Consider the following 25896-nt stretch of genomic DNA (forward strand, 5'->3'; position numbering starts at 1 on the left):
TATGACGGGGACGGTTGTTGTTCTCGCCAAGGCATTCCCGCCGGTGCTGGGCGGCGTTGAGACTTACTCCGAACAGGTTGTGCGGGCATATTTGCGGGCGGGCTGCGGCGTCGTCGTGCTCACGCAGACCGAAGGGAATTCTGGGTGGGGAACGCGCAGCACGCCCGACGGAGCATTCCGCTTGTGGAACGCCGGGCCAGGCGGACAGGTCACCGTCTTTCGACGGATGCTTCGCGAAGCGTGTTCGGCGGCGAAGGCGTGCGATGGTGTTATCGGCGTCCACTCGACTACTTGGCGTGTGGGTGTCGTGGCGGACATGGTGTTCCGAACAGTGCCGCGAGTGGTCACTGTGCACGGACGTGAGGTGCTCAACTTCCCGCCAGGCGCCCGCCCGTTGATGCGCCGCGTGTTCCGCCGCGCGGCGACGGTGCTTGCGGTCTCCGCGGAGACTCGGGCCGTCGCGTTGGCCGCCGTCAGACCGAAAGACAGCGCCAGGTGGCAGGTCGCGCACAATGGGCTCACGGACGCGCTGAGGGCGGAGAACTCTATGCGTACCGCCCATGACGGCCCAGTGCGCTTGCTTTCCTTGTGTCGACTGGTTGCCCGGAAGAACGTTCGAAACGCGGTCGAAGCAGTCGCGTCGCTTGATGAAGCGGTGCGGAAATCGATCGACTTCCGCATCGCGGGCAAGGGCCCTGAGGTCGAGACGATCCAGCACACGATTGACCGCAACGGTCTCGGTGGGCAGGTGCGCATGCTCGGGTTCATGGCCGACGAGGAAGTCCCCGACCTTTACGACTGGGCGGACATCTTTGTCCACCCCCACTCGCACGAGGGCGCCGATTTTGAGGGGTTCGGGATCGCGATCGCGGATGCGATGGCACATGGTTGTGCCGTGATCGCGGGTCGTGACGGAGGGCCGAGGGACTTCGTGTTTGACGGTGAGACCGGCTTTCTCGTCGATGGTGATGACGTCCACTCGATCGCCGACGCGATCCGACGGATGGTCGTCGACAACGAGACGCGTGGGCGGATCGCTTCGAAGGGCAGAGAGCACGCCCTGGCGAACTTCTCGTGGGACTTGCACGTCGGTCCAGCGGTCGCCGCCTTCAGCCGCGGCGGGAGGAACCGATGACGACGGTGACCGTTGTGTCTGCGATGGTCGCGGTCGCGTGCGGACTCCTTTTCCTGTACCCATACGTGATCTATCCCCTAACCCTTCGCCTGCTGCCGAAGAAGCCGCTCAGCCTGGGCGAAGCCGGCACAGATGGAGCGGGCTTCGCCTTGTTCTTCTGCGCTTATAACGAGGCCAGGGTGATGCCGGACAAGCTCGCCAACATCCGCGATCTGAAGGAGCGGTACCCGAACCTGCAGGTCTTCGCCTACGACGACGCCTCCAGCGACGGCACCCTCCAGTTGTTACAGGCCGAGCCGGACCTGGTCACGGTCGTCAGAGGTTCCGGCCGCACGGGAAAGGCGCACGGGATGAAGCAGATGGTCGCGCAGTGCCGGGCCGACTACCTGGTCTTCACCGACGCCAATGTCATCCTCGACGTGGACTGCGTTGCCGAACTGGGTCGTTACTACGCTGACGAGCGGGTCGGAGGAGTGGGTGGCTCCCTCCATTACATATCCTCGGCCGAAGGCACCGCTACCGAAGCGGCTGGTGGCCTGTATTGGCGACTGGAGGAGTGGAGCAAGGCCCTCGAGTCGGCGACCGGGAACGTGATGGGAGCCGACGGCTCTATCTTCAGCGTACGTCGTGAGCTCTATCCAGATTTCCCCGACACCGTGCAGGACGACTTCACCGTTTCGATGGCTGTCGTGTTTGCGGGAAAGCGTCTCGTCAAGGCTCCGTCAGTTGTGGCGTATGAGCGGCTGGTCTCCGACCGGGCAGACGAAGCCCGCCGCAAGGTGCGCATCGCTGCGCGAGCCTTTCACACGCACACTGTGATGAAGTCCGGGCGCGAGGCGATGTCGCCGGTAGACAAGTACAAGTACGCGGCGCACAAGATGCTCCGATGGTGGGGCGCCGTGCCCGTTTCCGTAGGACTGCTCGCTGCTCTTGTGTTCCTTGCCTCCGTCGGCGTGCCTGGCCTCATCGCACTCGCGGCGGCCACCGTCTTGACGGTCGCCGCACGGGTCGTTGTGCCGAAGTCGTCAAGTTTCGTCTGGGATCTGCTCGTCGCTGTCATGTCCACGTTGCTTGGCGTCCTGCGGGCCCGCCGAGGCGAGACCTTTGCGGTGTGGACGCCGCCGGCAACACGGTGAACTGGCAGGGAGGCCGCTCGGCCGAGGATGCGTACAGGGAGTCGACTGTCGGGTTAAGGGCGTCGAAGTCTGTAGGTGTTCTATCCGGAGATGGGCCCAACCTGATCCATTCCTGGAACGTGAGCCGTCTGGTTCGAGCACTGCTCGTCGCTGTCCTGCTGGTGCTCATCATCATGGCTTTGGTTGGCCATCACGTGGATTCGTCGCTAAGGAGCTCGCTCTACGCGTTGCCCCTGTTGGTCTTCGCGAGCCCTGAGCCGCCTTTGCGTCTCGACACCGCGATTGGGCGATGCTGTATCGCAGTGCCGACGTTCGCGTTGCTGTGCTCGCCCATTGAAGCGCGGGCCGAGGACGTAGCGTCGGCGCCGTTCGTATGGTCGACCGAGCGGCAAGTGTGCATTCGTTCTGGAGGGATAGATGAGCGTGTATGACGGGACGCCGCTCTTCATCGTCGGTGCGCCGCGGAGTGGCACGACGCTGATGAAGACCGCGCTCCGCGGCTTCGACGGCGTGTACCTCCTTCCGGAGGAGTTTCAGATACTCGGACTCTTCCTACGGGCTGCTGCGCACGAAGACCCGCGCTCACTGGTGCGTCGAATCGAGGAGTCCGCGTTCGGGTCGCACATGAAAGACCGTGGCCTGTGGCCTGACCCAGAATTATTGGCGTCCGCAATCCGGGGTACGAATCCGGGTGCTGCATTCGAGAGCGTTGTTCTCTCATTTGCGGAGAAGGAAGGTCGGCTTCGTCCACTGTTCTGGGGAGACAAGACACCGGAGAACATCTTCGAGCTGGATCTCATCTCAGCCACCTGGCCCGATGCGCGAGTGATCAACATCGTGCGGGATCCGCGGGACACTGCGCTTTCGATGAACCGGGCATGGGGCCGGAGTTGGTTGAGGTCGGCGGTCATATGGCGTGACGCCGCCGCGGCGGCGGCGACGTTTGCGTTGACCCACCCAGATCGCTTCACCGAAGTTCGCTATGAAGATCTGACAGCACGACCCGAGGAGACGCTCGGTCGTGTCGCGTCCTGGCTCGGAGTCAAGTTTGATACCGGTGCCCTGGGCGTGATCCAGACCGGGGAGCGATGGGGCAGGGCGGCGACGTCGCGAGGCGTCCGCCAAACGGAGTCAGCGTGGCGCACGGCCGTTGACCCGCGACACCTCCGAAAGATCGAGGCCATCTGTTACTACCAGATGCAAGCGTGCGGATACACGCCCGTGCTTGCGACTCGAGCTGAGGCACCCAGAGCTTGGTACACCCGATGCGCGGCGATTGCCGACGCTGCGAGGGTGGTTCGCTCCTACGCGCGCGAGCGCGGGTGGCGCGGTGCGGTTTCCTACAAGTGGCGACAGTGGAGGACTGATCCCCGATGATGGGCAGGATCCTTCGGAGCCCGCATCGGCACCTGATCGGAAGCAGTGCCGTCGCTTTTGGCATCAAGATTGCCAGCGCCGGGCTTCAGTTCGTCATGTTCGTCGCGCTGGCGCATGCGATGTCAGCAGAAGACTACGGCTACTTCGGTTCGGCCTTTTCCTTGACGACGCTTCTTGCGGTCGTCGGAAGTCTGGGCCAGCGCCCATTGTCCCTGCGATTCGCCGCGGCTTATGACGAAACGGGCGAAGTCGAGCTCGCCCGAGGCGTGATGCGGCACAGCTATCGGCTCGTGCTGACCGGCTGTGGAGCGTGCTCGGTCGTGGTGGTGCTGTACTCGCTTGCAAACGGTCAAACAGCTCCCTGGTGGATTCTCGGCGTGTGCTGTCTGACGATCGCCATGGGAGTCGTCGAGTTCCAGGCGGTGGCGTTCCGGGCAATGGCTGGGCTTGCGCTCACCTTGGTGCCGCGTGACCTACTTTGGCGCTTCGGGATCTTCATCGGGGCAGCCGGCTCTGTCGTCGTCTGGGGGACGAATTCGACCTCGGCGCTTGCGTGGGTATGGATCTTTGCGATCTCGTTAGCGATCACGGCCGTGGCTCAACTCGGTTTTTTCGAGTGCCGCCAAGGTCGAAGAATCTTCCGCGGCCCAGCGCGCTACGCCCGGTCTGAGTGGGCAGCGCCGGCGCGAGGACTCTGGCTTAGTTCAGTGATCATGAACGCGGCTCCGGCTCTGTCAGTCATCTTGATCGAGCACCTTATGGGTGCTGCGTCTGCCGGGCCGTTCTTCTCTGCCCTACGCGTGGCGCAATTGCTGAACCTGCTCCTGCTCGCGACGAGCATCATCTGCACTCCCCTCTTGTCCCGAGCCCTGGTTGTCGGTGATCGCCGCCGAGCGCAGACGGTCTGCACTCTGACCGCCTGGATTGGTGGAATCTTCGGCTCCGTAGGATTCGTAGGAATCGTCGTTTGCGGGCCTTGGATCCTGGGCCTCTTCGGCGGTGGTTTCCACGGTGGCTACTCCGCGCTGGTCATTCTTGGGGCGGGTTACCTCGTGAACACGTTGGCTGGGCCGACTGGAGCGCTGCTCGAGATGAGCGGCAAACAGAATGCGTACACCGCGATCCTCCTCGTGTTTAATGCGGTGAGTGTCGGCGTGATGCCGGTTGCCGTCGGAAGTTTGGGTGCCAAGGGCGCAGCGATCTGCATCGCGCTCGCCGCAGCCGGATGGAACCTCGTCGCGTGGGTCTACTGTCGCCGGCGCATCGGCATCGATCCCACGGTTCTTGGCGTGTTCTGGCCACCCAGGGGGAATGTTGAAGATCCGGTAAGTGGGTGCCTGGTGGCAGAGAAGAGTAAGTGAGGACGTTGCACATGTCGGCGAGCAGGGAGTTTGACCGGTCCAGGTTGACAATTATCCAGGTTGAGTCGAGGGCGCTCCAGGGGCTCGGGCTGCTGCAGATTCGCGGTGAACGTGTTGCGATGGGGAGCGGCGATGAAGCCGGTCCTGACTATTTGGAACGTCGACCCCATCCGGTTCGTTCATCAGTTCCTCGTCTTGGGCCTCGTGGTGGGATCAGCCCGGCGCCGCTTCGGACGCAGGTGGGTCCACGTTGGCCTAGGCTGCGATGCCATGCCTAGTGCTCATAGCCGTCTGCAACGGCGGCTGACTGATCCCACTGACCTGCGGCTGCTCGCGGCGCTGCTCGGGCTGCTGTTCCTGTCGGTCCCAGTCATCTCCGGCGTCAGCGGCTCTTTGGGGGACGCGGTGGGCGCTGCCGCTGGGCTCTACTCGCTGCTGCCGATCGCTACGCGGTCGCACCGCGCACCGCGCCTGAGGATCGCGATAGCGGCTCTCGTCCTGGCTTACCTCTTCAGCTCTGTGGGGGCTCCGCAACACGGTTATCAGGGCCTCCGGCACACTGCGTCGACCGCAGCGGCCGGGTCGGCGATCCTGCTGTTCGCCACCTACGGCAAAGAGATGGTCGCCTACCGGTGGTTCCGTGGTTGGGCCTATGCGCTGGTCACAATCGGAGTGCTGGCGGTGAACTTCGGTCATATGTCAAAGAACGCGACCGGCGGGGCGGTCGCCTACCTTGTGGCGTTCATGATGTCGCTGCTCATCTACAGCAAGCCGCAGAAGTCCTGGTTCTACGCCGGCACCTTCTTCCTGGTGACGGGCACGCTTGCGTTCCTGCTCGACTTCCGTGGCCTGGTCGCCTACACGGCCGTCCTAATTCTCGGCTACTGGGGCGCCAAGGTGCTCTCGCGCAAGACGTTCTGGCTTATCGGTGTCGTCGGCTGCATCACGTGGGTTTCGGCACTGACGTGGTACTTCCTTCACACATTCACCAGCCCTCGGGCGTTCACGGTTTCACAGTGGATTGCTCTACACACCGGACGGCCCGCCACATCGGGGCGCCAAGTCCTCTGGCCAGCAATTACAAGGGCGGTCGCTGGCCACGAGTGGACTGGTCTCGGTGCCGGCGCGCTACCGCGCGACATTCTGAACACCGAACTCTCCTCGCACAGTACCTATATGCAGACCTATCTACAGCTCGGCTACATCGGAGTCATCCTCATTGCCGTAGTCTTGCTGACCCTTTGGTCCCGGCTCGCGTTGCATGGCTGCAACGAGTCGAGCCGATTCGGGGCTGCAGTCCTGTTGATGTACGTGGTCCACAACTCTACGGAGGTTCTCATGTTCGAGAACCGTCTGATGGCCGCGATTCCTGCATGGTGTGCAATCGGCCTTGCCATTTCCCTGGTTGGTTCGGCAGAGGAAGCCGACAGGGAAATCACGCCAGCAAACGGGTCAGGAGACGGCGTCGCGGCTTGGGACGAGTCCGAGGGTCGCGCCATGAGCGTCCGACCCATCGACCTTGCTGGCAACAGCGCCGCGAGTGGTGGCGGTCGATGAGCTCTTCGGAGCCGTCTCCAGCGCATCCCGCCCCAGCTATTGGATATCTTCGACGCCCTGCTCTTCATTGTGTTGTCGCTAAGGACGAGCTTCGCGGCGACAACACGACGTTGGCCGGTCCCTGGAAGGCCCGGCCCCGTGATAGCCGCTGCCGCGACGGCGCCTGTCTGAAGGGCCGACTTGTACCACCCCGTCCGGAACCCGACGGTGCGTGGTGACGGCGACGGTCTGAGGACTGAGCATGGCACCAATGCGCTATTGGCTGACCGTGCTAAACCAGCATGAAGACCGTCACGGGCTGCACCTTGAACTGCATCCAGCTCAAACTCAGCCGGCCCCGCTTTCGGGCGAGGAAGCCGAGGCACCGCAGGGTGCGCAGACCGAGTCGGCTACCGCGCTCGGCATCCTCCGCTGGACGCCAAGTAGTTTCTGAGTTCTGTCATCCCGCTGTGGCCAACGAGGCTAGAATCCAACTCTGCGGTTGCCGCAATCTTTCGGGAAGTCTTGACGTTTTTGCGTCACGCCGCCATCAACGGATCTAATGCAAAACTGGAATTCCGCCATCTCTCTAGGAAGGACCCAATTTTGGTTCGCGTTCACCAAGTCGAATCCGTGTCACGCTTGCCGCGTCAACTCGCCGATCCGCTCTACGAGAAGATCGTCCTCTGGAACGACGGAACTGGTCTCAGTGCACTCGATTTTCAAGGCTTCAGCAACCGCCACGCTTTGTTGTTTCAGCTATTGAGCGACGTCGAACCAAGCGCGAATTACTTGCCTCCGACGTTGTTTCATACGGGCGACCGACCAATCGGCCATGCTGGCGAAGTCCTCTCGTTCTCCGAGCGGCGCGGACTTGCTGACATTGGGGTTCCTGACTTCATGTTTCAGCAGCCGTTAGCCCCTTCGGTCGGATGGGACGAACTCGCGCGCGACCTCGCGGCCGCCGGTTCGGTTCCATCGGAGACTGATCTGCTTGGTTGGATGGGAAATCCAGCTCGGATCCCGGCCCGTTACCGACTCCTTACGTGGGGTCAGAAGCACGCGGAGCGCGCCGAATTCTGGGCCACGGGTGCCTATTATCCGCGGTGGTCACCCCGTCGCCGTCTTTCGCCAGTCGCCCGCCGTCGCGCTCACCAAGGCATGGATATACTGAACCAGGTTCGACGTTTCCGTTACCTCATCGATGTCGAAGGCCGCGGCTATAGCGGGCGTGTGAAGTTGCTGCTCCACTCTGGACGGCCACTGTTTATCGCAAAACGCCCCTGGAACGAGTGGTGGTTCACGGAACTTGAGCCGTTCAAAGAGTATATTCCAGTACGCAGGGATCTGGCCGACCTCGTGGAACAACTGAATTGGGCAGATAGTCATCCCAGAGAGGCGCTGGAGATCGCTCGGCGGGCGCAGGACTTTGCGCAGCGCATATTGACGCGGGCGTCCGTCCTTCGGCGCTGGCATGACGTGCTGAACACGCGCGCGGCGTCGTCGCTGGGCGAATCTCAGGCCATTCAACGAATGGCACTGCCACGATCCGCCAAGCGGCGAGTGGCTGAGCTTGTGCGATGCACTGAGTAGATCAATTAATGCTGCAGGCGGTACATATTCGCCTGCTGGCGACCTTTAGCGTTGCGTTCTCAGCGAACGGCGCGGTCGGCGACCTCTATCAGGCTCTTCCTACTTGAGGTGAGGTTGGACAGCCCGCCGCCGACGAGCAGCATGCGAGTCGGTAGCTCGTGGTTGCGGAAGCTGCGGGCGACGCGGCGGTGGAGTTCAATGAGGCCGTTGATGGCTTGAGTGCCGCCCTTGTTGGCGCGGCCGGTGTCGAAGTAGGCCAGGGGCGCCTCGCGCCAATGCTTCGGGGTCTTGCCGAGTCGCTTGATCTCCGGGATCGGGCAGGCCGGTGTCAAGGAGACGAGGACCTTCTGGGCGGTCGGCCGTCCTTCGGCCGGGCTCTGGGCGTTGTAGGCGGATCGGAGTTGCTGTTGCGCACAGCCACGCGACGAGGACCTCGTCGTGGGGGTCATCTGCAGCGATCGCCCGGTCGAGCCGAGCTCATCGACGGTCGGTGAGCTTCTTGGCGCCGCAGCGCAGGACGGTGCGGATCCCGTGGAGCGGGACGTTCTTGCGGCCACGGCGGCCGTGGATCTCCTGCTGTACCCGGCGTCGGGCCTCATCGACCGCGATGGTGCTGGGCTCGACGACATGGAACGCGTCGAGCATCGCGGTCGAGTCCTCGAGCTGGTCGTCGATGGCGTTCTTGTGGCCGTGGAGCGGGGATGGTGGCGACCTAGACACCGTTCTTGAAGTCCTCGCCGCGCTCCTCGAGCCAGCCGCTATGGGCCTTGCTGGACCCGCCAGGGACGACGTCGACCAGCCGCGCCCGCGGCTTGCCGTCGTTCCCGGCGGTGAGGTCGACCATCCCGGTCAGATGCTTGTGCCCGCGACCATCGGCGACCGGAAACTTCGCCACGTGGTGCCACACATGCTCATCGACGCCGCGAGGCTTCGCGCCGGCGAACCGAATCTCGTCCGCGGCCATCGCCGTGATCATCGGACGGATCGAGGTCCACACCGTGTTGCACGTCGTCCAGAGTTGTCGCGCCAAGCCACCGATCGAGGCGTCGTCACGACGGATCTGGTTGATCGCCCACCAACACACCCGGGCGGTCAGCAACGCCTGCGGCGCGAGCGCGCCCCGAGCGCGCCCCGAGCATGGCGACCTCGTCCGCATCGTCCGGGACGATCATGCGTCCGTGCGTGAGCTGGGTGAGCAGTTCGGCCGAGACCTCCGCCGGTGCCGGCCGACCGGCGGAGGCCTCGGCAAGCGCGTGACGGTCCTGCGGCGTCATCCTCAGCATGGCGCCGCTGACGCCGTTGTAGACGAAGCTCGCGCCGGCGCGCTCCGACCAGACGTTGTAGCGCGACTCCAGGGCGGGGATGCGCGCGCGTGTCGCGGGGGTTTAGCGTGGTCGGCGTGCGGCAGTCCTGCCGAGGAGTGTCCCCTGGGTCGAGCACCGCAGACAGGTCACCCGACCGGGCTGCCGCACCCTGTCGTCGTGGCCGGGCTCTTCTGGGCTGACATGCGTTGGGCCCCGTCCTCTGCGGGATGGACGGGGCCCATGAGCGCGGCTCGTGCGTAACGAGCGACCCGAAGTAACCCGCACTGGGGTCGGGCATGCGGGCGTCGTACGAAATGTCTGGTCCGGCGGGGCCCTGCGGAGAACCGGCCGAGCGCTCTCTTCTCCGTATTCGTCTTGACCGGGGAGCGTCAGGTCAGAGGCAGCCCTGGTCGAGGCCGAGACGGGCGAGGCCGGCGAGGTCGCCGGCGCCGTACGTCGTCCAACCGTCGACGTCGACGGGGTTCATGACCTGCTGGCGGTCGTTGACGTGGCCGAGCCCCATGACGTGCCCCAGCTCGTGCAGGACGACGCTCTCGATGAGGTTGGTGCGCAGCTTCTTGACGCTGGCGCTCGACGTGCTGGAGAGCTTCGGCAGGGGGAAGGCCTTGTCGAGGGCGACGCCGCCGTCGATGTAGTGCGCTGTCGGCCGGGTCGTCCATGTGGAGCCGCCCAGGCCCACCGCGGTGCCCGCGAGTCCGCTGACCGTGGAGACGCGGGTCCAGGCGATCGTGATGCCAGCCGCAAGCTGGCCGCGCTTGCCCGCCGCGAACGGGATCGCCGACGTCGTCCCCTTGTCGGCGAACCGGATGCCGGTCGCCGCGGTGAGCTTGGCGAACGACGCCTTGACCACCGCCATCGTCTCGGCCGGGCCGCCGTTGAGATTGACCCGGTAGGGGATGACCTGGCATGGGTTCCAGCGGACGACCCGTGCCTGCATGAACGTGTGGCTCGACGCCTTCCCGCGCGCCTTGTAGGGCACCGTGACCGTCACTGCGCGCGCCGACGACGCGCCCGCGGCCGCCGTCCTCGTCGCCGGAGCGACCACGCGCCAGGTGTGGTGGCCATACCAGTACGTCGGGACGCGCAGCGTGTAGCCCCCCGTGGCGTTGGTGGCGCCGGTCGCCCGGGTGACCCACCCCGACGCCGTCTTCAGCTCGAGGTGGAGCGCCCGTCGTACGCCGGGCTTGCCGGCCGTCGCGTCCCGCACGCTGCCGCTCAGGGTGACCGTCCCGTTCGGCGTCACGCTCGCATGCGTCGGCTGGCCGACCGCCACGGTGGTGCGGTGCAGCGCCGTGCGTGCCGTCACGGTGGTCGCGTGGGCGGCGGGGACGAGCCCGGCACCGATCCCGGTGGCGGTGACGGCCGCAATGGTCGCGGCGATGGCGCGTCGCATGGTCCTCCTCGGTGAGCATCCGCGCCGACAGTAAAGGCCGCTCGCGCCGCCGCGCCGAGGAACGAGCGCGCTCGGGCCTTATGGCCCTGGGGGAGTGGTCCGATCGGGCTATTCGTGCGGCGCCGAGCGGCTGGCGCCGGGGCCGCCGACAAGCGCCCGAACAGAATTCTGTTCAGCCCCCGATGCGCTTGTGCTGGGAGATGTCCGCCCGCGGGGGATCAGTGGCGGCGCGGCGGATCAGCGGGGCGGGGATCCATGACTGCACGACGTGGACGGCGGAGCCGTTGCCGGTGGAGTAGGTCGAGACGCGGATGACCCAGCCCTCCCAGCCGAGGTTGCCCTTGCGCCAGCCGATGAGGACGCCCGGCTCGGAGCGCGGGCCCCACGAGTTCGTGAGGTCCACCCAGACGTGGACCGGTTCGGCTGCCCGCATGTGGCCAGGATAGAACGTGTGTTCGAAGCCTGGGAGGGGTGGGCGGCCGCCACGCTGGCCGGGCGCCGGCGTCGTACGCATAGCGCCTCCACAGCGCCGTCCCACGGCCCGCCCAACCGGTCCCGCGACGCTCAAGGTCACGACCCCAGCTGATCCAGCGACGAACCGGAGGACCTCATGACCGCCGTGCCCTGCGAGACCGTCACCACCGCTCGGAACCACCGCCACGACGAGGCCGATCGGCTTCTCGTCACGCACGTCCCGGCTGTCCTGGGGGCGACCGGCCCTCGCGGAGAGGTGGGAACGAGGGCCGGCCTGGCTTCGTACGTCGTCGGGTGGGGCGGCGCCGGCGCGGCGTACGTCGGCGTCGACGGCATGGCGCCGGCCTCTCCGGACGCGGCTGCCTGAGATCAGCAGATCGTTCTTTGTAGCGGCTGGTCCAGACCGGGCGAAACCTCACATGTGGGTATCCCGCGCCCTTTCGAGCCTGAACGGGTCCTCGGTCCCGGGTCCTTGGTCTCTTCTCCGGGCATTCTCGGCTCAGCCACAGACGCGGGGCCTAGCGTCGGCACCGTGAAGATCATCAGTGACTGGCACCTCGCCGGACGGCTCGCTGAGGTCCTCTATGACGTGTCGCTCGGGGAGACGTACGAGGTCACTCGCGACGGTCGGCCCATCGCCCGCATCACCCCGACCGACGTCGGGACCACCCGCATCCCCGCCGCCCGGCTTCCGGAGGCCGAGGGCGTGCGACTGGGCTGAGGTGGCGCCGGCCAGCCGCCCATCGCGCGTTGCTCGGCCCCGAGGTGTTCGATCCCGTCTGAGACGGTGGCCAGCGTGACACCTGACTGACCGGTCAGTCGGACGCGGAGACCCGATGGACCCCTCTCTCGAGGGCCGGCACGACGCCGGTCGGCCATCGGCCGGCGCCACGACGCGAGAAGGGCGGCTCCCTGTGGGGCGCCCCCCTTCGGCGTACGACCGGCGTGCGACGGTGTCGACCGACGATCAGCCGTTGATCATGCCCGCACCGACGGTGATGCCGGTGGCCTCGTCGATGAGGATGAAGGAGCCGGTGGTGCGGTTCTTGGAGTACGGGTCGGCCAGCAGGGGCACGGTGGTGCGCAGCTGGACGCGGCCGATCTCGTTGAGACCCAGCTCCTTGGTGTCCTGGTCGCGGTGGAGGGTGTTGACGTCGAGGCGATACTGCACGTCCTTCACCAACGCCCGGGCCGAGCGGGTGGTGTGCTTGATGGCGAGCTTCTGGCGCGGCCGCAGCGGCGCGTTCGTCATCCAGCAGACCATCGCGTCGATGTCCTGCGTCGGCTCCGGGGCGTTGCGCACCCGGGCGATCATGTCGCCGCGCGACACGTCGACGTCATCCTCGAGTCGGACCGTCACCGACATCGGCGGGAACGCCTCGGTGACCTCCTGGTCGAAGAGGTCGATGCCGGCGATCTTCGACGTCATCCCCGACGGGAGGACGACGACCTCGTCGCCCGGCTTCAGGATGCCGCCGGCCACCTGGCCGGCGTAGCCGCGGTAGTCGTGGTGCTCGTCCGACTTCGGCCGGATGACGTATTGCACCGGGAACCGCGCGTCGATCAGGTCGCGGTCGGAGGCGACGTGGACGTGCTCGAGGTGGTGCATGAGCGTCGGGCCGGAATACCACGGCATGTTCTCGGAGCGGGTCACGACGTTGTCGCCCTGCAGCGCCGAGATCGGGATGACCTCGAGGTCGGGGATGTTGAGCTTCGTCGCGAACTGCGTGAACTCGGCGTGGATCTGGTCGTAGACCTCCTGCTTGAAGTCCACGAGGTCCATCTTGTTGATCGCCAGCACGAGGTGCGGGACACGCAGCAGCGAGAGGATCACCGCGTGGCGGCGGGACTGCTCCGAGAGCCCGTTGCGCGCGTCCACCAGCACCAGGCCGAGGTCGGCGGTCGAGGCGCCGGTGACCATGTTGCGGGTGTACTGCACGTGGCCCGGGGTGTCGGCGATGATGAACTTGCGGTTCGGCGTCGCGAAGTAGCGGTAGGCCACGTCGATCGTGATGCCCTGCTCGCGCTCCGAGCGCAGCCCGTCGGTCAGCAGCGCCAGGTCGGTGTAGTCGTAGCCCTTGGACTCGCTGGTCCGCTCGACCGCCTCGAGCTGGTCCTCGAAGATCGACTTCGAGTCCAGCAGCAGGCGCCCGATGAGCGTCGACTTGCCGTCGTCGACCGACCCGGCCGTCGCGAAGCGCAGCAGGTCCATGTCGGGCAGAACTTTCTCGTCGGCCATCAGAAGTAACCCTCCTTCTTGCGGTCCTCCATGGCGGCCTCGGAGAACTTGTCGTCGCCTCGGGTCGCGCCGCGCTCGGTGACGCGGGCCACGGCGACCTCTTCGATGATCTCTTCGTATGTCGACGCGGTGCTCTCGACGCAGCCGGTCAGCGTCATGTCGCCGACCGTGCGGAACCGGACGGTGCGCTCCTCGACGGTCTCGCCCTCACGCAGCGGGTTGAACGGGCCTGCGGTCAGGAGCAGGCCGTCGCGGTCGAACACCTCGCGCTGGTGGGAGAAGTAGATCGAGGGGATCTCGATCCGCTCCCGGGCGATGTAGTCCCAGATGTCCAGCTCGGTCCAGTTGGAGATCGGGAAGATCCGCATGTGCTCGCCCTCGTGGATGCGGCCGTTGTAGAGGCTCCACAGCTCGGGGCGCTGGTTCTTCGGGTCCCACTGGCCGAACTCGTCGCGGTGGGAGTAGACGCGCTCCTTGGCACGGGCCTTCTCCTCGTCGCGGCGGCCGCCGCCGAAGGCGGCGGTGAAGCCGTTCTCCTCGATGGCGTTGAGCAGCGTGCCGATCTGGAGACGGTTGCGCGAGGTCTTGCCGTCGTCGACGACGATGCCATCCTTGATGGCCTGGTCGACGCTGGCGATGATCAGGCGGACGCCCAGGCGGCTGACCCAGCGGTCACGCGTCTCGACGACCTCGGGGAAGTCGAAGCCGGTGTCGACCTGCATCACCGGGAAGGGGATCTTGGCCGGGAAGAACGCCTTCTCCGCGAGGCGCATCATCACGATGCTGTCCTTGCCGCCGGAGAACAGCAGCACAGGCTTCTCGAACTCGGCGGCGACCTCTCGGAAGATGTGGATCGACTCGGCTTCCAGCTGGTCGAGCTGACTCAACCGGTAGTCGGCATGGGTGGACGTCATGGCGGGCAGCCTAACCCTCGGTTCGCCTCGATCCCCATCCGCACCGCCGTTTGTTCAGTGAACCCGCGTGTTCGTGGATCATGAACACGCCTTTAGAGTGAACAGCATGACGGTCACGAGGACGCTGGTCGAGGCGGTGCACGCGCGCCTGCGGGAGTACGGCGTGGACTGCACGGTCCGGCACGAGCGATCTCCGCTCGTGCGGGCCGATGCGACCCTCGCCCTGCGGTGGGCCGGCTCCCACCAGCGGTTCTCGCTCTACGCCATGCCCGCGATCCGGCTCTCCGAGGTGCTCGCCGCCCGCGACGAGGCGGTCCGGGCGATGGTCACCGCGCCCTGGATCTCCCCGCGGATGGGCGAGCAGTTGCGCGAGGCCGGGGTCTGCTACGTCGACAGCGTCGGCAACGCCTCCGTCCGGTTCGGGACCGTCCTCATCGAGGTCGCGGGACGACCGAGGCCGCCGCGGGCCGAGCGGACGGGCGGAGCAGACCGGGCCGGCATGGCGTCGGAGCCGGCGGCCGCCGGCCGGCGTACGTCCACCCTCCTCACCCCGGCCAATCGGCGTGTGGTCGCGGCCCTCCTGGACGACCCGTCGCTGCCGACCGCGACGCTGCGCGAGATCGCCGCCGTCGCGGGCGTCTCGCTCGGCCAGGCCCACAAGGCGGTGGCCTTGCTGGCGGACGCCGGGTTCCACCGCGATCGGCTCAGCGACGACCAGCGCGCCGCGCTCGCCGACGTCCTCGCCGCGGTCGACGGTCTCGGCGCCTCCGGCTGAGGCCGGTCGTGTGACGCAATGTTCACGCCGGGGTCTCCGCAAAGCGACCCCAGTGATAGGGCCCCGCACCTACCCTGGCTCGCATGAAGATCGCGATCGTCGGCACCGGCTACGTCGGACTCTCGCTGGCAGTGCTGTTCGCCCAGCGTCACGAGGTGGTGGCGCTCGACGTCGTCCCCGAGAAGGTGGACGCCATCAACGCGGGTCGCTCGCCGATCCAGGACGCCGAGCTCGAGGCATTCCTCGCCGGCGACGGGCTCGACCTGACCGCCACCCTCGACAAGCAGCAGGCCTATGACGGCGCCCGCTTCGTCGTCGTCGCGACCCCCACGAACTACGACGAGAAGACCAACTACTTCGACACCCACACGGTGGAGACCGTCGTCAGCGACGTCCTCGCCACCAACCCGGAGGCCGCGATCGTCATCAAGTCGACCGTCCCGGTCGGCTTCACCGCCGAACTGCGCGAGCGCCACCCCGGCGCCGCGATCGTCTTCTCCCCGGAGTTCCTCCGCGAGGGCCGCGCGCTCTACGACAACCTGCACCCCTCGCGCATCGTCGTCGGGTCGGAGTGCGCCGACGGCAAGGCCTTCGCCGAGATCCTCCAGGAGGGGGCGCTCGACGACGACGTCCCGGTGCTCCTCACCGGATCGACGGAGGCCGAGGCGATCAAGCTCTTCGCCAACACCTATCTCGCGCTCCGGGTGGCCTACTTCAACGAGCTCGACACCTACGCCGCCACCCGCGATCTCGACACCGCCCAGATCATCGAGGGCGTCGGCCTCGACCCGCGGATCGGTGGCCACTACAACAACCCGTCGTTCGGATACGGCGGCTACTGCCTGCCCAAGGACACCAAGCAGCTCCACGCGAACTACCGCGACGTCCCGCAGAACCTCATCAGCGCCATCGTCGAGTCGAACACCACCCGCAAGGACTTCATCGCCACCGACATCCTCAAGCGGAACCCGGCGGTCGTCGGCATCTACCGCCTCGCGATGAAGTCCGGCTCCGACAACTTCCGCTCCTCCTCGATCCAGGGCGTCATGAAGCGGATCAAGGCCAAGGGCGTCCCGGTCATCGTCTATGAGCCCGAGTTGGTCGACGACCTCTTCTTCAACTCCGAGGTCGTGCGTGACCTCGACGACTTCAAGAAGCGCGCCGACGTGATCATCGCCAACCGTCGCACCGACGTCCTCGACGACGTCGCCGCCAAGGTCTACACCCGCGACATCTACGGCCGCGACTGAGGCAGGGTCTGGGGTCCTCCTGGTCGGGACTGGGGTCCCGATGGCCTGGACCGGATTAACTCATTTGGGTGACTTCTCAAGCATTCCGCCGTCCCGATCCCGGCCCCGGTGACAGCGTTCTCCTATGCGTATGTGGAGACGGTGGCGACGGAAGGTCGCCTGCAAGAAGAAGTACGGCGACCGGTGCCCCCACCTGGAGCGGCACAGCGCTCGGCACCGCGATTTTACTGAAGCCAAGACGACCGCGGCCTCCGCGACCTAGGCTTCACTGAGCACAGCAGCAACGAGAGGCACAGCAATGATCGGTGAGTCCGAGAACCGCCCCTGGGGTTCGTGGCACATCCTCGACGAGGGTCCGGGCTACAAGGTGAAGCGGATCGAGGTCCTGCCCCACTCGCGCCTCTCCTACCAGACCCACGACCACCGCGCGGAGCACTGGGTGATCGTCTCCGGCAAGGCCACCTGCATCCTCGACGGCGACTCCACCATCGCCGGCCCCGGCGACTGCGTCGAGGTCGCCGTCGGCCAGGCCCACCGGATCTGCAACGAGACCGACGAGCAGCTCGTCATCGTCGAGGTCCAGCGCGGCGACTACTGCGGCGAGGACGACATCTGCCGCCTCGAAGACGACTACCACCGGGCCTGAGGCCCAGCCCTCAGCGGAGCAGGTCGAGCAGGTAGCTCCCATAGCCGCTCTTGACCAGCGGCTGGGCGAGGTCGGCGAGCTCCTCATCGGAGAGCCACCCCATCCGCCAGGCGACCTCCTCGGGAGCGCCGATCTTGAGGCCCTGGCGGTGCTCGATCGCGCGGATGTAGTTCGCCGCCTCGTTGAGATCCTCCACCGTCCCCGTGTCGAGCCAGGCCGACCCGCGCGGCAGCACCTCGACCTGCAGCCTCCCCGCCTCGAGATAGAGCCGGTTGAGATCGGTGATCTCGAGCTCGCCGCGGGCGGACGGCGTCAGCGTGCGCGCCAGCCCGACGACCGAGCTGTCATAGAAGTACAGCCCCGGGACGGCGTACGGGCTCTTCGGCTTCTCGGGCTTCTCCTCGAGCGAGATCGCGACGTTGTCGTCGTCGAACTCGACGACGCCGTACGCCGTCGGGTCGGCGACTCGGTAGCCGAAGACCGCCGCACCGTCGAGGTCGTGGAAGCGGCGCAGCTGGGTGCCGAGGCTGGTGCCATAGAAGAGGTTGTCGCCGAGGACGAGCCCCACCCGGTCGCGGCCCTCCTCGAGGAAGCCGACGTCGGCGCCGATCGTGAACGCCTGGGCGAGGCCGTCGGGGGAGGGCTGCTGGGCGTAGGTGATCTCGATGCCGAACTGCGACCCGTCGCCCAGCAGCCGCTCGAAGCCCGGGGCGTCATGGGGCGTCGTGATCACCAGGATCTCCCGGATCCCGGCCAGCATCAGCGTGCTGAGCGGGTAGTAGATCATCGGCTTGTCATAGACCGGCATGAGCTGCTTGCTGATCGCGAGCGTGATCGGATGCAGCCGGGAGCCCGTGCCGCCGGCGAGGATGATGCCCTTCATAGTGGTGCCAGCCTACGGAAGACCCCGCGCTCCCTAGGATGAAGCGGTGAACCGCATCCTCGTCACCGGCGGCGCCGGCTTCATCGGCTCCAACTTCGTCCACCACGTCGTGCGCCACACCGACGCCCACGTCACGGTGCTCGACAAGCTGACCTACGCCGCCACCCGCGAGTCCCTCGCCGGCCTGCCCGAGGACCGCGTCGAGCTGGTCGTCGGCGACATCGCCGACGCCTCGGTCGTGGACCCGCTGGTCGACCGGCTCGACCCGGCCACCGACGCGGTCGTCCACTACGCCGCCGAGTCCCACAACGACAACTCGCTCTCCGATCCGGCACCGTTCGTGCAGACCAACATCGTCGGGACGTTCACCCTCCTCGAGGCCGCCCGCCGCACCGGTGTCCGCTTCCACCACGTCTCCACCGACGAGGTCTACGGCGATCTCGATCTCGACGACCCGAAGCGGTTCACCGAGGACACGGCGTACAACCCCTCCTCGCCCTACTCCGCCTCCAAGGCGGGCTCGGACCACCTCGTCCGCGCCTGGGTGCGCTCCTTCGGCGTCCGCGCCACGATCTCGAACTGCTCCAACAACTACGGCCCCTGGCAGCACATCGAGAAGTTCATCCCGCGCCAGATCACGGAGGTCATCGACGGCCGCCGGCCGCGGGTGTACGGCGACGGGCTCAACGTCCGCGACTGGATCCACACCGAGGACCACTCCTCGGCCGTGTGGACGATCCTCGAGAAGGGGCGCATCGGGCAGACCTACCTCATCGGGGCCGACGGCGAGCGCTCCAACCTCGACGTCGTCCGGGCGATCCTGCGCCACTTCGGGCGGTCGGAGGACGACCTGGAGTTCGTGACCGACCGCGCGGGCCACGACCGCCGCTACGCCATCGAGTCCGGCAAGCTCCGCACCGAGCTCGGCTGGGAGCCGACCTACCAGGACTTCGAGGCGGGTCTCGCCGACACCATCGCGTGGTATCAAGCCCACGAGGACTGGTGGCGCCCCGCCAAGGCCGCGACCGAGGCCGCCTACGCGGCCAAGGGACAGTGACCTCCAACCCGGACGTCACGGAGAACTGATCCGATGAATGAACTGAGCGTCGAGCACACCCCGATCCCGGGGCTGCTCGTCGTACGCCTGCCGCTGCACGGCGACGCGCGCGGCTGGTTCAAGGAGAACTGGCAGCGGGCGAAGATGACCGAGCTCGGCCTGCCCGACTTCGGGCCGGTGCAGAACAACATGTCCTTCAACGCGACCCGGGGCGCCACCCGCGGCATCCACACCGAGCCGTGGGACAAGTTCGTCTCGGTCGCGGCCGGGCGCGTCTTCGGGGCGTGGGTGGACCTGCGCGAGGGGGACTCGTTCGGCACGACGTTCTGTGTCGAGGTCGGCCCCGAGACCGCGGTGTTCGTGCCGCGCGGGGTCGGCAACTCCTATCAGGCGCTCGAGGACGAGACGGTCTACTCCTATCTCGTCAACGACCACTGGCGCCCGGGCGTCGCCTACCCCGCGCTCCACCTCGCCGATGAGACCGCCGCCATCGCCTGGCCGATCCCGCTCGACTCCGACGAGGTCGAGATCTCGGCCAAGGACCGTGCCAACCCGCGCCTCGCCGACGTCACCCCGATGGCGCCCAAGAAGACGCTCATCCTGGGTGGCGGCGGCCAGCTCGGGCGCGCCCTCGCGGCGGCGTTCCCCGACGCCGAGGTGGCCGGCCGCGCCGAGCTCGACCTCGGCTCGCCGGAGGCGGTCGAGGCCTGGCCGTGGGGGGAGTACGCCGTCGTGCTCAACGCCGCCGCGTTCACGGCCGTCGACGCGGCCGAGACGCCCGAGGGCCGGCGTACGGCCTGGGCGGTCAACGCCACCGCCGTGGCGCGCCTCGCCCGGGTCGCGCGCGAGCACCGGCTCACGCTGGTCCACTACTCCTCGGAGTATGTCTTCGATGGCACCCTCACCGCCGTCAACGAGAAGGGCCACCCCGAGGACGAGGAGCTCTCGCCCCTCGGCGTCTACGCCCAGACGAAGGCGGCCGGCGACCTCGCCGCGTCGACCGCGCCCCGCCACTACGTCGTGCGCACCTCCTGGGTCGTCGGCGACGGCGCCAACTTCGTCCGCACCATGCGCTCCCTCGCCGAGCGCGGCGTCTCGCCCGTTGTGGTGGACGACCAGATCGGGCGGCTCACCTTCGCGACGACGCTCGCGGACGCGACCCGCCATCTGGTCGGGTCGGCGGCGCCGTACGGGACCTATCACGTCACCAACGCCGGCGAGCCGCTCTCCTGGTATGCCGTCGCGCGCGAGGTCTTCGCGGCCTGCGGCCGCTCCGCCGACGACGTCCGGCCCGTCACCACCGAGGAGTACGCCGCCGGCAAGCCGCTCGCCCCGCGGCCGCGCCACTCCGTCCTCGCGCTCGACAAGATCCGCGCCACCGGCTTCGAGCCCGAGGACCAGCTGGTCGCCCTGCGGCGCTATCTGGAGGACTGAGCTCCGACCTCGGGTCCTCAGACGTGCCTGCCGCGTTTGAGGACCCGAGCATCTGAGTTTCCACAGGGGTCAGGTGGGTCGTTCGTTCTCGCTTTCACGCGGGAAGACATTCCTTGTGACGGAGGACGAGGACCGAGCCCGGGCGTTCTGGGACGCATGGCTGGAGCGCACCCGCGAGGACCAGCATGGCGTGCTGAGCCATGCCCAGCTCCATGAGGCCGGACGCACGCACGGCGACATCGAGAGGATGTTGCGCCGCAAAGAGCTGCGCCGCGTCCACCCGCGCGTCTACGTGAACCACACCGGGCCCCTGACCTGGCACCAGCGCGCGTGGGCAGCCGTCCTCTATGCGCAGCCGGCCGCCCTGTGCTGGACCTCGCTGACCGAGCCGAGGAAGGACGACGGTGGGCCGATCCATGTCGCGATCGACGCGTCCCGCCGGCTGCGCCCACCGGAGGGCATCGTCATCCATCGCGTCACCGGCCTGGCGAAACGGCAGTTCCCCGACAAGCCGCCACGGCTGCGGATCGAGGACAACGCGCTGTTGATGGCCCAGGAGGCGGAGACGGAGATCGAGGTCGTCGCGATCCTGGCCGACGTCGTGGGTCGGCGGGGCGTGACGGCGCGCTCCCTCGCCCGGGCGCTCGAGCGCTTCCCGCGCGTCCGTCGGCGGCGCTGGATCAAGGAGCTCCTCGCCGACCTCGCGCAGGGGACGTGCTCCGTCCTCGAGCACGGCTATCTCGAGCGGGTCGAGCGCGCCCATGGGCTGCCGCGGGCGCACCGGCAGGTCCCACGCCGCACCGCGAACGGCCACGAGTTCCGCGACGTGGAGTACCTCGCCTACGGCCTCGTCGTGGAGCTCGACGGGCGTCTGGGCCACGACTCGTGGGCGGCCCAGGGGCGCGACGCGGACCGTGACCTCGACGACCTGGCGCTCGGGGGCAAGGAGACGGCCAGGCTGCGGTGGAAGCAGGTGTACGGCACGTCGTGCCGGACCGCCATGCGAATCGCGCTCATCCTGCGGCGCCGAGGCTGGGACGGGACGCCGACGCCCTGCGGTCCGGACTGTCCGGTCCACGACCTCGGGTCCTGAGACGTGCCTGGCACGTCTGAGGACCCGAGGATGCGGACTACTTCCGCTCCGGCAGCCGCCAGGCGGCGAGGTTGTTGTCGAAGGCCGGGATCCCGCGGGTCTGGCGGACGAAGCCCCAGGCGAGCGGCCCGAGGAGCAGCATGGCGCCGGCGATGATGAGCAACGCGTCGGAGGAGGCGCCGAGCATCTTGGCGCCCGACATCGTCAGCACGATCACGATGCCGCGCCGGATCACCGACTGGGAGACCCAGCGCGCGATCTTCGAGCCGAGGAAGGTGCCGGGGGAGCCGCCGATGATGAGCGGGATGAGGACCGACCACTCGACGCCGTGATTGATGACCTGCCCGACGGCGGCCGCGACGACCAGCGGGACGGCCTGCACGAGGTCGGTGCCGACCAGCTTGACCGCGGAGAGCGTGGGATAGAGCAGCAGCAGCGCGATCATGATGACCGAGCCCGAGCCGACCGAGGTGATGCCGACCAGGAAGCCGCCGACCGCGCCGATGCCGATGGTGAGCAGCGGTCGCAGCTGCGGGTCCTCGTCGGGGATGGTGTTGCCGCTGGTGACGTGGCGGAGCTGGAGATACATCCGGAAGGCGTACGACGCCGCCGCGAACAGCAGCGCGTAGCCGAGGATCGTCTTGAGCAGGTCCTCCTCGTCGCCGCTGCCGAGCAGCCGGGTGACGAACGTCCCCAGGAACGCACACGGCACCGACCCGGCGATCAGGTAGCCCGCGAGCCGCAGGTTCGGTGACCCGTGGCGCCAGTGGACCCCGGCGCCGACCGACTTGTTCACCGAGGCCGCGACCAGGTCGTTGGCGACCGCGGTGGTCGGGTTGATGCCCAGCAGGATCAGGGCAGGCGTCATGAGGGCACCGCCGCCCATGCCGGTGAGGCCGACGACGATGCCGATGGCGAAGCTGACGACGAGCACCTCGCCCGCGTCGATGGTGAAGAGATCGTGCACCCTGTCACTCTTCCGTAGGTTTACTTGTCTGATCGACTTAAGTCGACCGGTGCAGTCTACGGGGTGCGCAAGGCCGCGAGCACGCCGTCCAGCAACACCCGGATCCGCTCGGCCGCGGCGGCGGCCGCATCGGGGCCCTTGCGATAGGGGTCGGTGACGTCGAGCGCCGGATCGGCGGCGCCGCGCGAGGTGCCCAGCCGGCGGAGCAGCTCGGCACGGCCGAGCGGGCCGTCCGCCTCGCGCGCGAGCCGCGGCAGCGCCTCCGCGGCCTGGCCCAGCGTCACGATCTTGCGGACGTGCTCGGGGTGGTCCTGGAGCAGGTAGGCGCGCTGCGCCGCCTCCATCGTCAGCACGAGGTCCGCCTCGGCCAGCATGGCCGCGGTCACCGGTCGGCTGCGGAACGCGTCGGCCACGACGCCCTCGGGCAGCACGGCCGCCATCTCGGCCTCGAGCGGGTGGTCGCGCCAGCCGTGGGTGCCCGCACTGGCGAAGCTCACCTCGTCACCGTCGCCGACGAGGCTGCGGGCCACCAGCTCGGCGTACGCGCTCCGGCAGATGTTGGCCGTGCAGACGAAGAGGACCTTCAGCGGCTCGGGGGTCGGCGCCGGCTCAGTCGCCGGCGCCGGCACGAAAGGGGCCGGCTCACCCGCTCCACTCGTCCCCGGCCCTTCCCCGGTGAGGTCGAGGTAGCCGGCGTCGCGCAGCGCCACGAGGATGTCGACCAGTGCCGACTCGATGGTGCGCCCGGTCGTGTCGACGCGTACGTCGGCATCGGCCGGCTCCTCATAGGGCGAGCTGATCCCGGTGAACTCCGGGATCTCCCCGGCCCGCGCCTTCGCATAGAGCCCCTTGCGGTCGCGCCGCTCGCACTCCTCCAGCGGCGTGGCGACGTGGATGAGGAAGAACGCGCCGCCGGCCTCGTCGACGTAGCGCCGCACGTCCTGCCGGGTGGCGTCGAACGGCGCGATCGGCGAGCAGACCGCGACGCCCCCATGGCGGGAGATCTCCGCCGCCACCCAGCCGATCCGGCGGATGTTGGTCTCGCGGTCCTCCTTGGAGAACGTCAGCCCGGCCGAGAGGTTGCGGCGCACGACGTCGCCGTCGAGGCTCGTCACGGTCCGGCGGCCCTGCTCGAGGATCCGGTCGGTCAGTGCCCGCGCGAGTGTCGACTTGCCCGAGCCCGAGAGGCCGGTGAAGAAGAGCACCAGGCCCTGCTCCGCCGGCTCCGGCCGGTCGAACTCCACGACCTCCGCGATGTCGGACGGATAGTCGGCGGCCTGCTCGGGGTCCTCGGCGGACTCGGCGGCGTCGCTGAGCGCGTGGACCGGGTCGCCGGCGGCGTACGCCTTGGTGACCTCGATCCCGAGCGCGTGATCGGCCTCGGGGTCGCCGTGCGAGGCCAGGGGTACGGCGACGACGACCGCGTCCTGGAGGTGGCCGGTCGCGAGCAGGGTGGCGCGCAGGAGCGCCACGGGGGAGAGCGCTGGGGTGCCGCTGCCGACGAGGGCGAGCAGGACGACCGGGCCGAGCTCGGCGATCTCGTCGAGCTCGGTGTAGGTGAGCGCATCGGTGACCGGGACGAACGTGCGGCCGGCGTACGCCTCCCGGACCCGGGCGGGGGAGAGGTGGAACCGGCGGAACGGTCCGTAGGCCGGGGTGGCCAGCGGCGTCACCTCGCCGGCCGGCCACGACACCGTCGCGAGCGGCAGGCCCTCGGGGTCGACGATCTCGACGGCGCCCGCGGCGCGCGCCTTCTCCTCGACCTCGGGCGGCAGGGTGAGGGTGAGGGCCGAGCCGGGAGCGTTGAACGGACCGGGCAGGACGCCGTGGACGATCAGCTCGAGGTCGTCGAGCTCACGGGGGGTGGGGCTGTGTTGGGGCGCGCTGGACACGGGTGCAACCTTGGCATATCTGCGCCGATCGGTCGCGCGCGGACGACCCGAGCCCGGTGTCGGCGCGCGTCAGGTGCGCGGCCTAGCCTGGGCACATGCCGTCGCCCGTCCCGTTCGTCGAGATCGTCCGCTCCGGCTTCGTGGAGGGTCACCACCACGGTTCGCTGGTGGTCCTCGACCCGGACGGCAGCATTGACTGGTCGGTCGGTGACGTGACCTCGCCGATGCTGCCGCGCTCGTGCAACAAGCCGCTCCAGGCGCACGCGATGGTCGAGCACGGGCTCGACCTGCCGCCCGATCTGCTCGCCCTGGCCTGCGCGTCCCACTCGGGGGAGGCCTTCCACCTCGAGGGCGTACGCCGCATCCTCGCCTCGGTCGGTCTCGACGAGACCGCGCTCGGCAACATCCCCGACTACCCGCTCGACGAGACGGCCCGCCACGCGATGATCCGCGCCGGCGAGCCGGAGTCGCGGATCGCGATGAACTGCTCCGGGAAGCACGCCGCGATGCTCGCCACCTGCGTGGCCAACGGCTGGCCGCTCGAGGGCTACCTCGACCCCGCGCACCCCCTGCAAGAGGCGATCACGGCGACGTACACCCGCATGACCGGCGAGCCCACGACCATCGCCGTGGACGGCTGCGGTGCGCCGCTCCTCTCCGCCTCGCTGGTGGGCCTGGCGCGCGCCTTCGCGACGCTGGCGACCGCGACCACGGGGCCCGCCGCGCGCATCGCCGACGCGATCCGCCGCCACCCCGAAAACGTCTCCGGGACGACCCGCGACGAGCTCGCCCTGCTGCGGGCCGTCCCCGGCGCGATCGGGAAGGGTGGCGCCGAGTCGGTCTATGCCGTCGCGCTGCCGGACGGCCGCGCCTATGCCCTCAAGACCGACGACGGCGCCGGGCGCGCCCGCCCGGTCGTCATGGCCGCCGCGCTCGCCAAGGACGGCGTCGACACCCGGGACGGGGTCGACACCGAGGCGGTCCGCGCGACCGGCGTCCAGACCGTGTACGGCGGCGGCCGCCCTGTCGGGGAGCTGCGCGCGCTCCAGGGAGCGCGCGCGGGGAGGGACAGGCTGGTGGCACCTCTCGTCCTCGTCCTGCTCGTCCTCGCGGCCGGTCTCGCGCATCTCGTCGGACGGACCGGCGCCCTGCTGCTCGCCGTCTTCTCGGTGCTCTGGATCCTCGTCAACGGACCGATGGAGGGCCCGGTCCTGCTCTCCTTCGGCGCCGGCCACGGGCTCACGGGCGCCGACCTCGCGGGGGTCGCGGGGATGGCGCTGGCGGCGTACGTCTGGGTCACGAGTCGGCGCTGACTGCCCGGTTCGGGCCGACACGAGGTTGACGAGACAACCAATCGTCCAACATGTGGTCTTTGCTAACAGAAGACTTGAAAGTGCTAGCAAGAGTTAGCACCAT

The 25896-nt window shown here is 68.0% G+C and carries 27 protein-coding genes; 16 read left to right on the top strand and 11 right to left on the bottom strand.

All coding sequences use genetic code 11. The features are described 5' to 3' along the window. The first annotated feature begins 1 nt into the window (after window position 1). The 7 genes from AB3X52_RS04100 to AB3X52_RS04130 all read left to right on the top strand — a co-directional run bounded on the left by AB3X52_RS04100 (window position 2) and on the right by AB3X52_RS04130 (window position 8138). Window positions 2-1135 (top strand): glycosyltransferase family 4 protein, encoded by a 1134-nt coding sequence (locus AB3X52_RS04100; RefSeq protein WP_367991559.1) that lies wholly within the window; start codon window positions 2-4, stop codon window positions 1133-1135. Further along, complete coding sequence (locus AB3X52_RS04105) at window positions 1132-2271, top strand: glycosyltransferase (protein WP_367991561.1); 1140 nt, start codon at window positions 1132-1134, stop codon at window positions 2269-2271. Before AB3X52_RS04100 ends, AB3X52_RS04105 begins: the two co-directional genes overlap by 4 nt. Before the next feature lie 417 nt (window positions 2272-2688). Then, entirely contained in the window at window positions 2689-3648 is a 960-nt protein-coding gene (locus AB3X52_RS04110) for a sulfotransferase family protein (RefSeq protein WP_367991563.1), read from the top strand. Then, window positions 3645-5009, top strand: a complete 1365-nt coding sequence (locus AB3X52_RS04115) for a lipopolysaccharide biosynthesis protein (protein ID WP_367991565.1) — start codon at window positions 3645-3647, stop codon at window positions 5007-5009. Before AB3X52_RS04110 ends, AB3X52_RS04115 begins: the two co-directional genes overlap by 4 nt. Before the next feature lie 270 nt (window positions 5010-5279). Next, complete coding sequence (locus AB3X52_RS04120) at window positions 5280-6566, top strand: O-antigen ligase family protein (RefSeq protein WP_367991567.1); 1287 nt, start codon at window positions 5280-5282, stop codon at window positions 6564-6566. Between the two features lie 241 nt (window positions 6567-6807). Next, window positions 6808-6999, top strand: a complete 192-nt coding sequence (locus AB3X52_RS04125) for a hypothetical protein (protein WP_367991569.1) — start codon at window positions 6808-6810, stop codon at window positions 6997-6999. An 80-nt stretch (window positions 7000-7079) separates the two neighbouring features. Further along, on the top strand, window positions 7080-8138 hold the full coding sequence (locus AB3X52_RS04130; RefSeq protein ID WP_367991571.1) for a glycosyl transferase family 90: 1059 nt from the start codon (window positions 7080-7082) through the stop codon (window positions 8136-8138). Between the two features lie 59 nt (window positions 8139-8197). On the opposite strand, the gene AB3X52_RS04135 is transcribed toward AB3X52_RS04130, so the two are convergent. The 6 genes from AB3X52_RS04135 to AB3X52_RS04160 form a co-directional block, all read right to left on the bottom strand. After that, window positions 8198-8587, bottom strand: a complete 390-nt coding sequence (locus AB3X52_RS04135; protein ID WP_367991573.1) for a transposase — start codon at window positions 8585-8587, stop codon at window positions 8198-8200. A gap of 28 nt (window positions 8588-8615) precedes the next feature. Next, window positions 8616-8858 carry a transposase gene (locus AB3X52_RS04140; protein ID WP_367991575.1) on the bottom strand — a complete coding sequence of 81 codons (243 nt, stop codon included), beginning with the start codon at window positions 8856-8858 and terminating at the stop codon, window positions 8616-8618. Beyond that, window positions 8851-9135 carry a hypothetical protein gene (locus AB3X52_RS04145; protein ID WP_367991577.1) on the bottom strand — a complete coding sequence of 95 codons (285 nt, stop codon included), beginning with the start codon at window positions 9133-9135 and terminating at the stop codon, window positions 8851-8853. Before AB3X52_RS04145 ends, AB3X52_RS04140 begins: the two co-directional genes overlap by 8 nt. 52 nt (window positions 9136-9187) lie before the next feature. Next, on the bottom strand, window positions 9188-9412 hold the full coding sequence (locus AB3X52_RS04150) for a hypothetical protein (protein WP_367991579.1): 225 nt from the start codon (window positions 9410-9412) through the stop codon (window positions 9188-9190). Window positions 9413-9836: 424 nt separating this feature from the next. Further along, the gene (locus tag AB3X52_RS04155) at window positions 9837-10856 is read right to left on the bottom strand and encodes a matrixin family metalloprotease (protein ID WP_367991581.1); all 1020 of its coding nucleotides are present in this window, start codon (window positions 10854-10856) and stop codon (window positions 9837-9839) included. 172 nt (window positions 10857-11028) lie between these two features. Further along, a complete protein-coding gene (locus AB3X52_RS04160) occupies window positions 11029-11289 on the bottom strand; it encodes a hypothetical protein (RefSeq protein ID WP_367991583.1) in 261 nt (86 codons plus the stop codon). A 177-nt stretch (window positions 11290-11466) separates the two neighbouring features. On the opposite strand from AB3X52_RS04160, the gene AB3X52_RS04165 reads away from it, so the two are divergent. Both AB3X52_RS04165 and AB3X52_RS04170 read left to right on the top strand, forming a co-directional pair. After that, the gene (locus AB3X52_RS04165; RefSeq protein ID WP_367991585.1) at window positions 11467-11697 is read left to right on the top strand and encodes a hypothetical protein; all 231 of its coding nucleotides are present in this window, start codon (window positions 11467-11469) and stop codon (window positions 11695-11697) included. A 165-nt stretch (window positions 11698-11862) separates the two neighbouring features. After that, on the top strand, window positions 11863-12051 hold the full coding sequence (locus AB3X52_RS04170) for a type II toxin-antitoxin system Phd/YefM family antitoxin (RefSeq protein WP_367991587.1): 189 nt from the start codon (window positions 11863-11865) through the stop codon (window positions 12049-12051). 246 nt (window positions 12052-12297) lie between these two features. On the opposite strand, the gene AB3X52_RS04175 is transcribed toward AB3X52_RS04170, so the two are convergent. Both AB3X52_RS04175 and cysD read right to left on the bottom strand, forming a co-directional pair. After that, a complete protein-coding gene (locus tag AB3X52_RS04175; RefSeq protein ID WP_367991588.1) occupies window positions 12298-13569 on the bottom strand; it encodes a sulfate adenylyltransferase subunit 1 in 1272 nt (423 codons plus the stop codon). Beyond that, the gene (gene cysD / locus AB3X52_RS04180; protein WP_367991590.1) at window positions 13569-14483 is read right to left on the bottom strand and encodes a sulfate adenylyltransferase subunit CysD; all 915 of its coding nucleotides are present in this window, start codon (window positions 14481-14483) and stop codon (window positions 13569-13571) included. Before cysD ends, AB3X52_RS04175 begins: the two co-directional genes overlap by 1 nt. A gap of 106 nt (window positions 14484-14589) precedes the next feature. Here cysD and AB3X52_RS04185 point away from each other — a divergent pair, with 106 nt between their 5' ends. The 3 genes from AB3X52_RS04185 (at window position 14590) to AB3X52_RS04195 (ending at window position 17154) form a co-directional block, all read left to right on the top strand. Next, window positions 14590-15258 (top strand): hypothetical protein, encoded by a 669-nt coding sequence (locus AB3X52_RS04185; RefSeq protein WP_367991592.1) that lies wholly within the window; start codon window positions 14590-14592, stop codon window positions 15256-15258. 83 nt (window positions 15259-15341) lie between these two features. Continuing rightward, complete coding sequence (locus AB3X52_RS04190) at window positions 15342-16508, top strand: nucleotide sugar dehydrogenase (RefSeq protein ID WP_367991594.1); 1167 nt, start codon at window positions 15342-15344, stop codon at window positions 16506-16508. Window positions 16509-16806: 298 nt separating this feature from the next. Continuing rightward, window positions 16807-17154, top strand: a complete 348-nt coding sequence (locus tag AB3X52_RS04195) for a phosphomannose isomerase type II C-terminal cupin domain (protein ID WP_367991595.1) — start codon at window positions 16807-16809, stop codon at window positions 17152-17154. A 10-nt stretch (window positions 17155-17164) separates the two neighbouring features. On the opposite strand, the gene rfbA is transcribed toward AB3X52_RS04195, so the two are convergent. Further along, the gene (gene rfbA / locus AB3X52_RS04200) at window positions 17165-18037 is read right to left on the bottom strand and encodes a glucose-1-phosphate thymidylyltransferase RfbA (RefSeq protein ID WP_367991597.1); all 873 of its coding nucleotides are present in this window, start codon (window positions 18035-18037) and stop codon (window positions 17165-17167) included. Window positions 18038-18083: 46 nt separating this feature from the next. On the opposite strand from rfbA, the gene rfbB reads away from it, so the two are divergent. The 3 genes from rfbB (at window position 18084) to AB3X52_RS04215 (ending at window position 21621) form a co-directional block, all read left to right on the top strand. Further along, window positions 18084-19094 (top strand): dTDP-glucose 4,6-dehydratase, encoded by a 1011-nt coding sequence (rfbB, locus tag AB3X52_RS04205; RefSeq protein ID WP_367991599.1) that lies wholly within the window; start codon window positions 18084-18086, stop codon window positions 19092-19094. A gap of 33 nt (window positions 19095-19127) precedes the next feature. Beyond that, window positions 19128-20528 (top strand): sugar nucleotide-binding protein, encoded by a 1401-nt coding sequence (locus tag AB3X52_RS04210; RefSeq protein ID WP_367991601.1) that lies wholly within the window; start codon window positions 19128-19130, stop codon window positions 20526-20528. Between the two features lie 115 nt (window positions 20529-20643). Beyond that, the gene (locus AB3X52_RS04215; protein WP_367991603.1) at window positions 20644-21621 is read left to right on the top strand and encodes a hypothetical protein; all 978 of its coding nucleotides are present in this window, start codon (window positions 20644-20646) and stop codon (window positions 21619-21621) included. Between the two features lie 37 nt (window positions 21622-21658). Here the strand turns inward: AB3X52_RS04215 and AB3X52_RS04220 are convergent, their stop codons facing one another. Both AB3X52_RS04220 and cysC read right to left on the bottom strand, forming a co-directional pair. Beyond that, window positions 21659-22588, bottom strand: coding sequence for a sulfite exporter TauE/SafE family protein (locus AB3X52_RS04220; protein WP_367991605.1), 930 nt, complete (start codon window positions 22586-22588; stop codon window positions 21659-21661). Between the two features lie 56 nt (window positions 22589-22644). Then, window positions 22645-24480 (bottom strand): adenylyl-sulfate kinase, encoded by a 1836-nt coding sequence (cysC, locus tag AB3X52_RS04225; RefSeq protein WP_367991607.1) that lies wholly within the window; start codon window positions 24478-24480, stop codon window positions 22645-22647. 95 nt (window positions 24481-24575) lie between these two features. Here cysC and AB3X52_RS04230 point away from each other — a divergent pair, with 95 nt between their 5' ends. After that, a complete protein-coding gene (locus AB3X52_RS04230; protein ID WP_367991609.1) occupies window positions 24576-25793 on the top strand; it encodes an asparaginase in 1218 nt (405 codons plus the stop codon). The last annotated feature ends 103 nt before the right edge of the window (window positions 25794-25896 follow it).

Source organism: Nocardioides eburneus (assembly GCF_040838215.1).
GTDB classification, from domain to species: Bacteria; Actinomycetota; Actinomycetes; order Propionibacteriales; family Nocardioidaceae; genus Nocardioides; species Nocardioides eburneus.

Excerpts from the sequence above, each read along its gene's own strand:
- cysD (WP_367991590.1), bottom strand. The coding sequence starts at position 14,483 with ATGACGTCCACCCATGCCGACTACCGGTTGAGTCAGCTCGACCAGCTG.
- AB3X52_RS04190 (WP_367991594.1), top strand. The coding sequence starts at position 15,342 with ATGAAGATCGCGATCGTCGGCACCGGCTACGTCGGACTCTCGCTGGCA.
- AB3X52_RS04230 (WP_367991609.1), top strand. The coding sequence starts at position 24,576 with ATGCCGTCGCCCGTCCCGTTCGTCGAGATCGTCCGCTCCGGCTTCGTG.
- AB3X52_RS04155 (WP_367991581.1), bottom strand. The coding sequence starts at position 10,856 with ATGCGACGCGCCATCGCCGCGACCATTGCGGCCGTCACCGCCACCGGG.
- AB3X52_RS04135 (WP_367991573.1), bottom strand. The coding sequence starts at position 8,587 with ATGACCCCCACGACGAGGTCCTCGTCGCGTGGCTGTGCGCAACAGCAA.
- AB3X52_RS04165 (WP_367991585.1), top strand. The coding sequence starts at position 11,467 with ATGACCGCCGTGCCCTGCGAGACCGTCACCACCGCTCGGAACCACCGC.
- AB3X52_RS04105 (WP_367991561.1), top strand. The coding sequence starts at position 1,132 with ATGACGACGGTGACCGTTGTGTCTGCGATGGTCGCGGTCGCGTGCGGA.
- rfbA (WP_367991597.1), bottom strand. The coding sequence starts at position 18,037 with ATGAAGGGCATCATCCTCGCCGGCGGCACGGGCTCCCGGCTGCATCCG.
- AB3X52_RS04100 (WP_367991559.1), top strand. The coding sequence starts at position 2 with ATGACGGGGACGGTTGTTGTTCTCGCCAAGGCATTCCCGCCGGTGCTG.
- AB3X52_RS04160 (WP_367991583.1), bottom strand. The coding sequence starts at position 11,289 with ATGCGGGCAGCCGAACCGGTCCACGTCTGGGTGGACCTCACGAACTCG.
- AB3X52_RS04175 (WP_367991588.1), bottom strand. The coding sequence starts at position 13,569 with ATGGCCGACGAGAAAGTTCTGCCCGACATGGACCTGCTGCGCTTCGCG.
- AB3X52_RS04115 (WP_367991565.1), top strand. The coding sequence starts at position 3,645 with ATGATGGGCAGGATCCTTCGGAGCCCGCATCGGCACCTGATCGGAAGC.
- AB3X52_RS04120 (WP_367991567.1), top strand. The coding sequence starts at position 5,280 with ATGCCTAGTGCTCATAGCCGTCTGCAACGGCGGCTGACTGATCCCACT.
- AB3X52_RS04150 (WP_367991579.1), bottom strand. The coding sequence starts at position 9,412 with ATGACGCCGCAGGACCGTCACGCGCTTGCCGAGGCCTCCGCCGGTCGG.
- AB3X52_RS04195 (WP_367991595.1), top strand. The coding sequence starts at position 16,807 with ATGATCGGTGAGTCCGAGAACCGCCCCTGGGGTTCGTGGCACATCCTC.
- AB3X52_RS04110 (WP_367991563.1), top strand. The coding sequence starts at position 2,689 with ATGAGCGTGTATGACGGGACGCCGCTCTTCATCGTCGGTGCGCCGCGG.
- AB3X52_RS04210 (WP_367991601.1), top strand. The coding sequence starts at position 19,128 with ATGAATGAACTGAGCGTCGAGCACACCCCGATCCCGGGGCTGCTCGTC.
- AB3X52_RS04185 (WP_367991592.1), top strand. The coding sequence starts at position 14,590 with ATGACGGTCACGAGGACGCTGGTCGAGGCGGTGCACGCGCGCCTGCGG.
- AB3X52_RS04125 (WP_367991569.1), top strand. The coding sequence starts at position 6,808 with ATGGCACCAATGCGCTATTGGCTGACCGTGCTAAACCAGCATGAAGAC.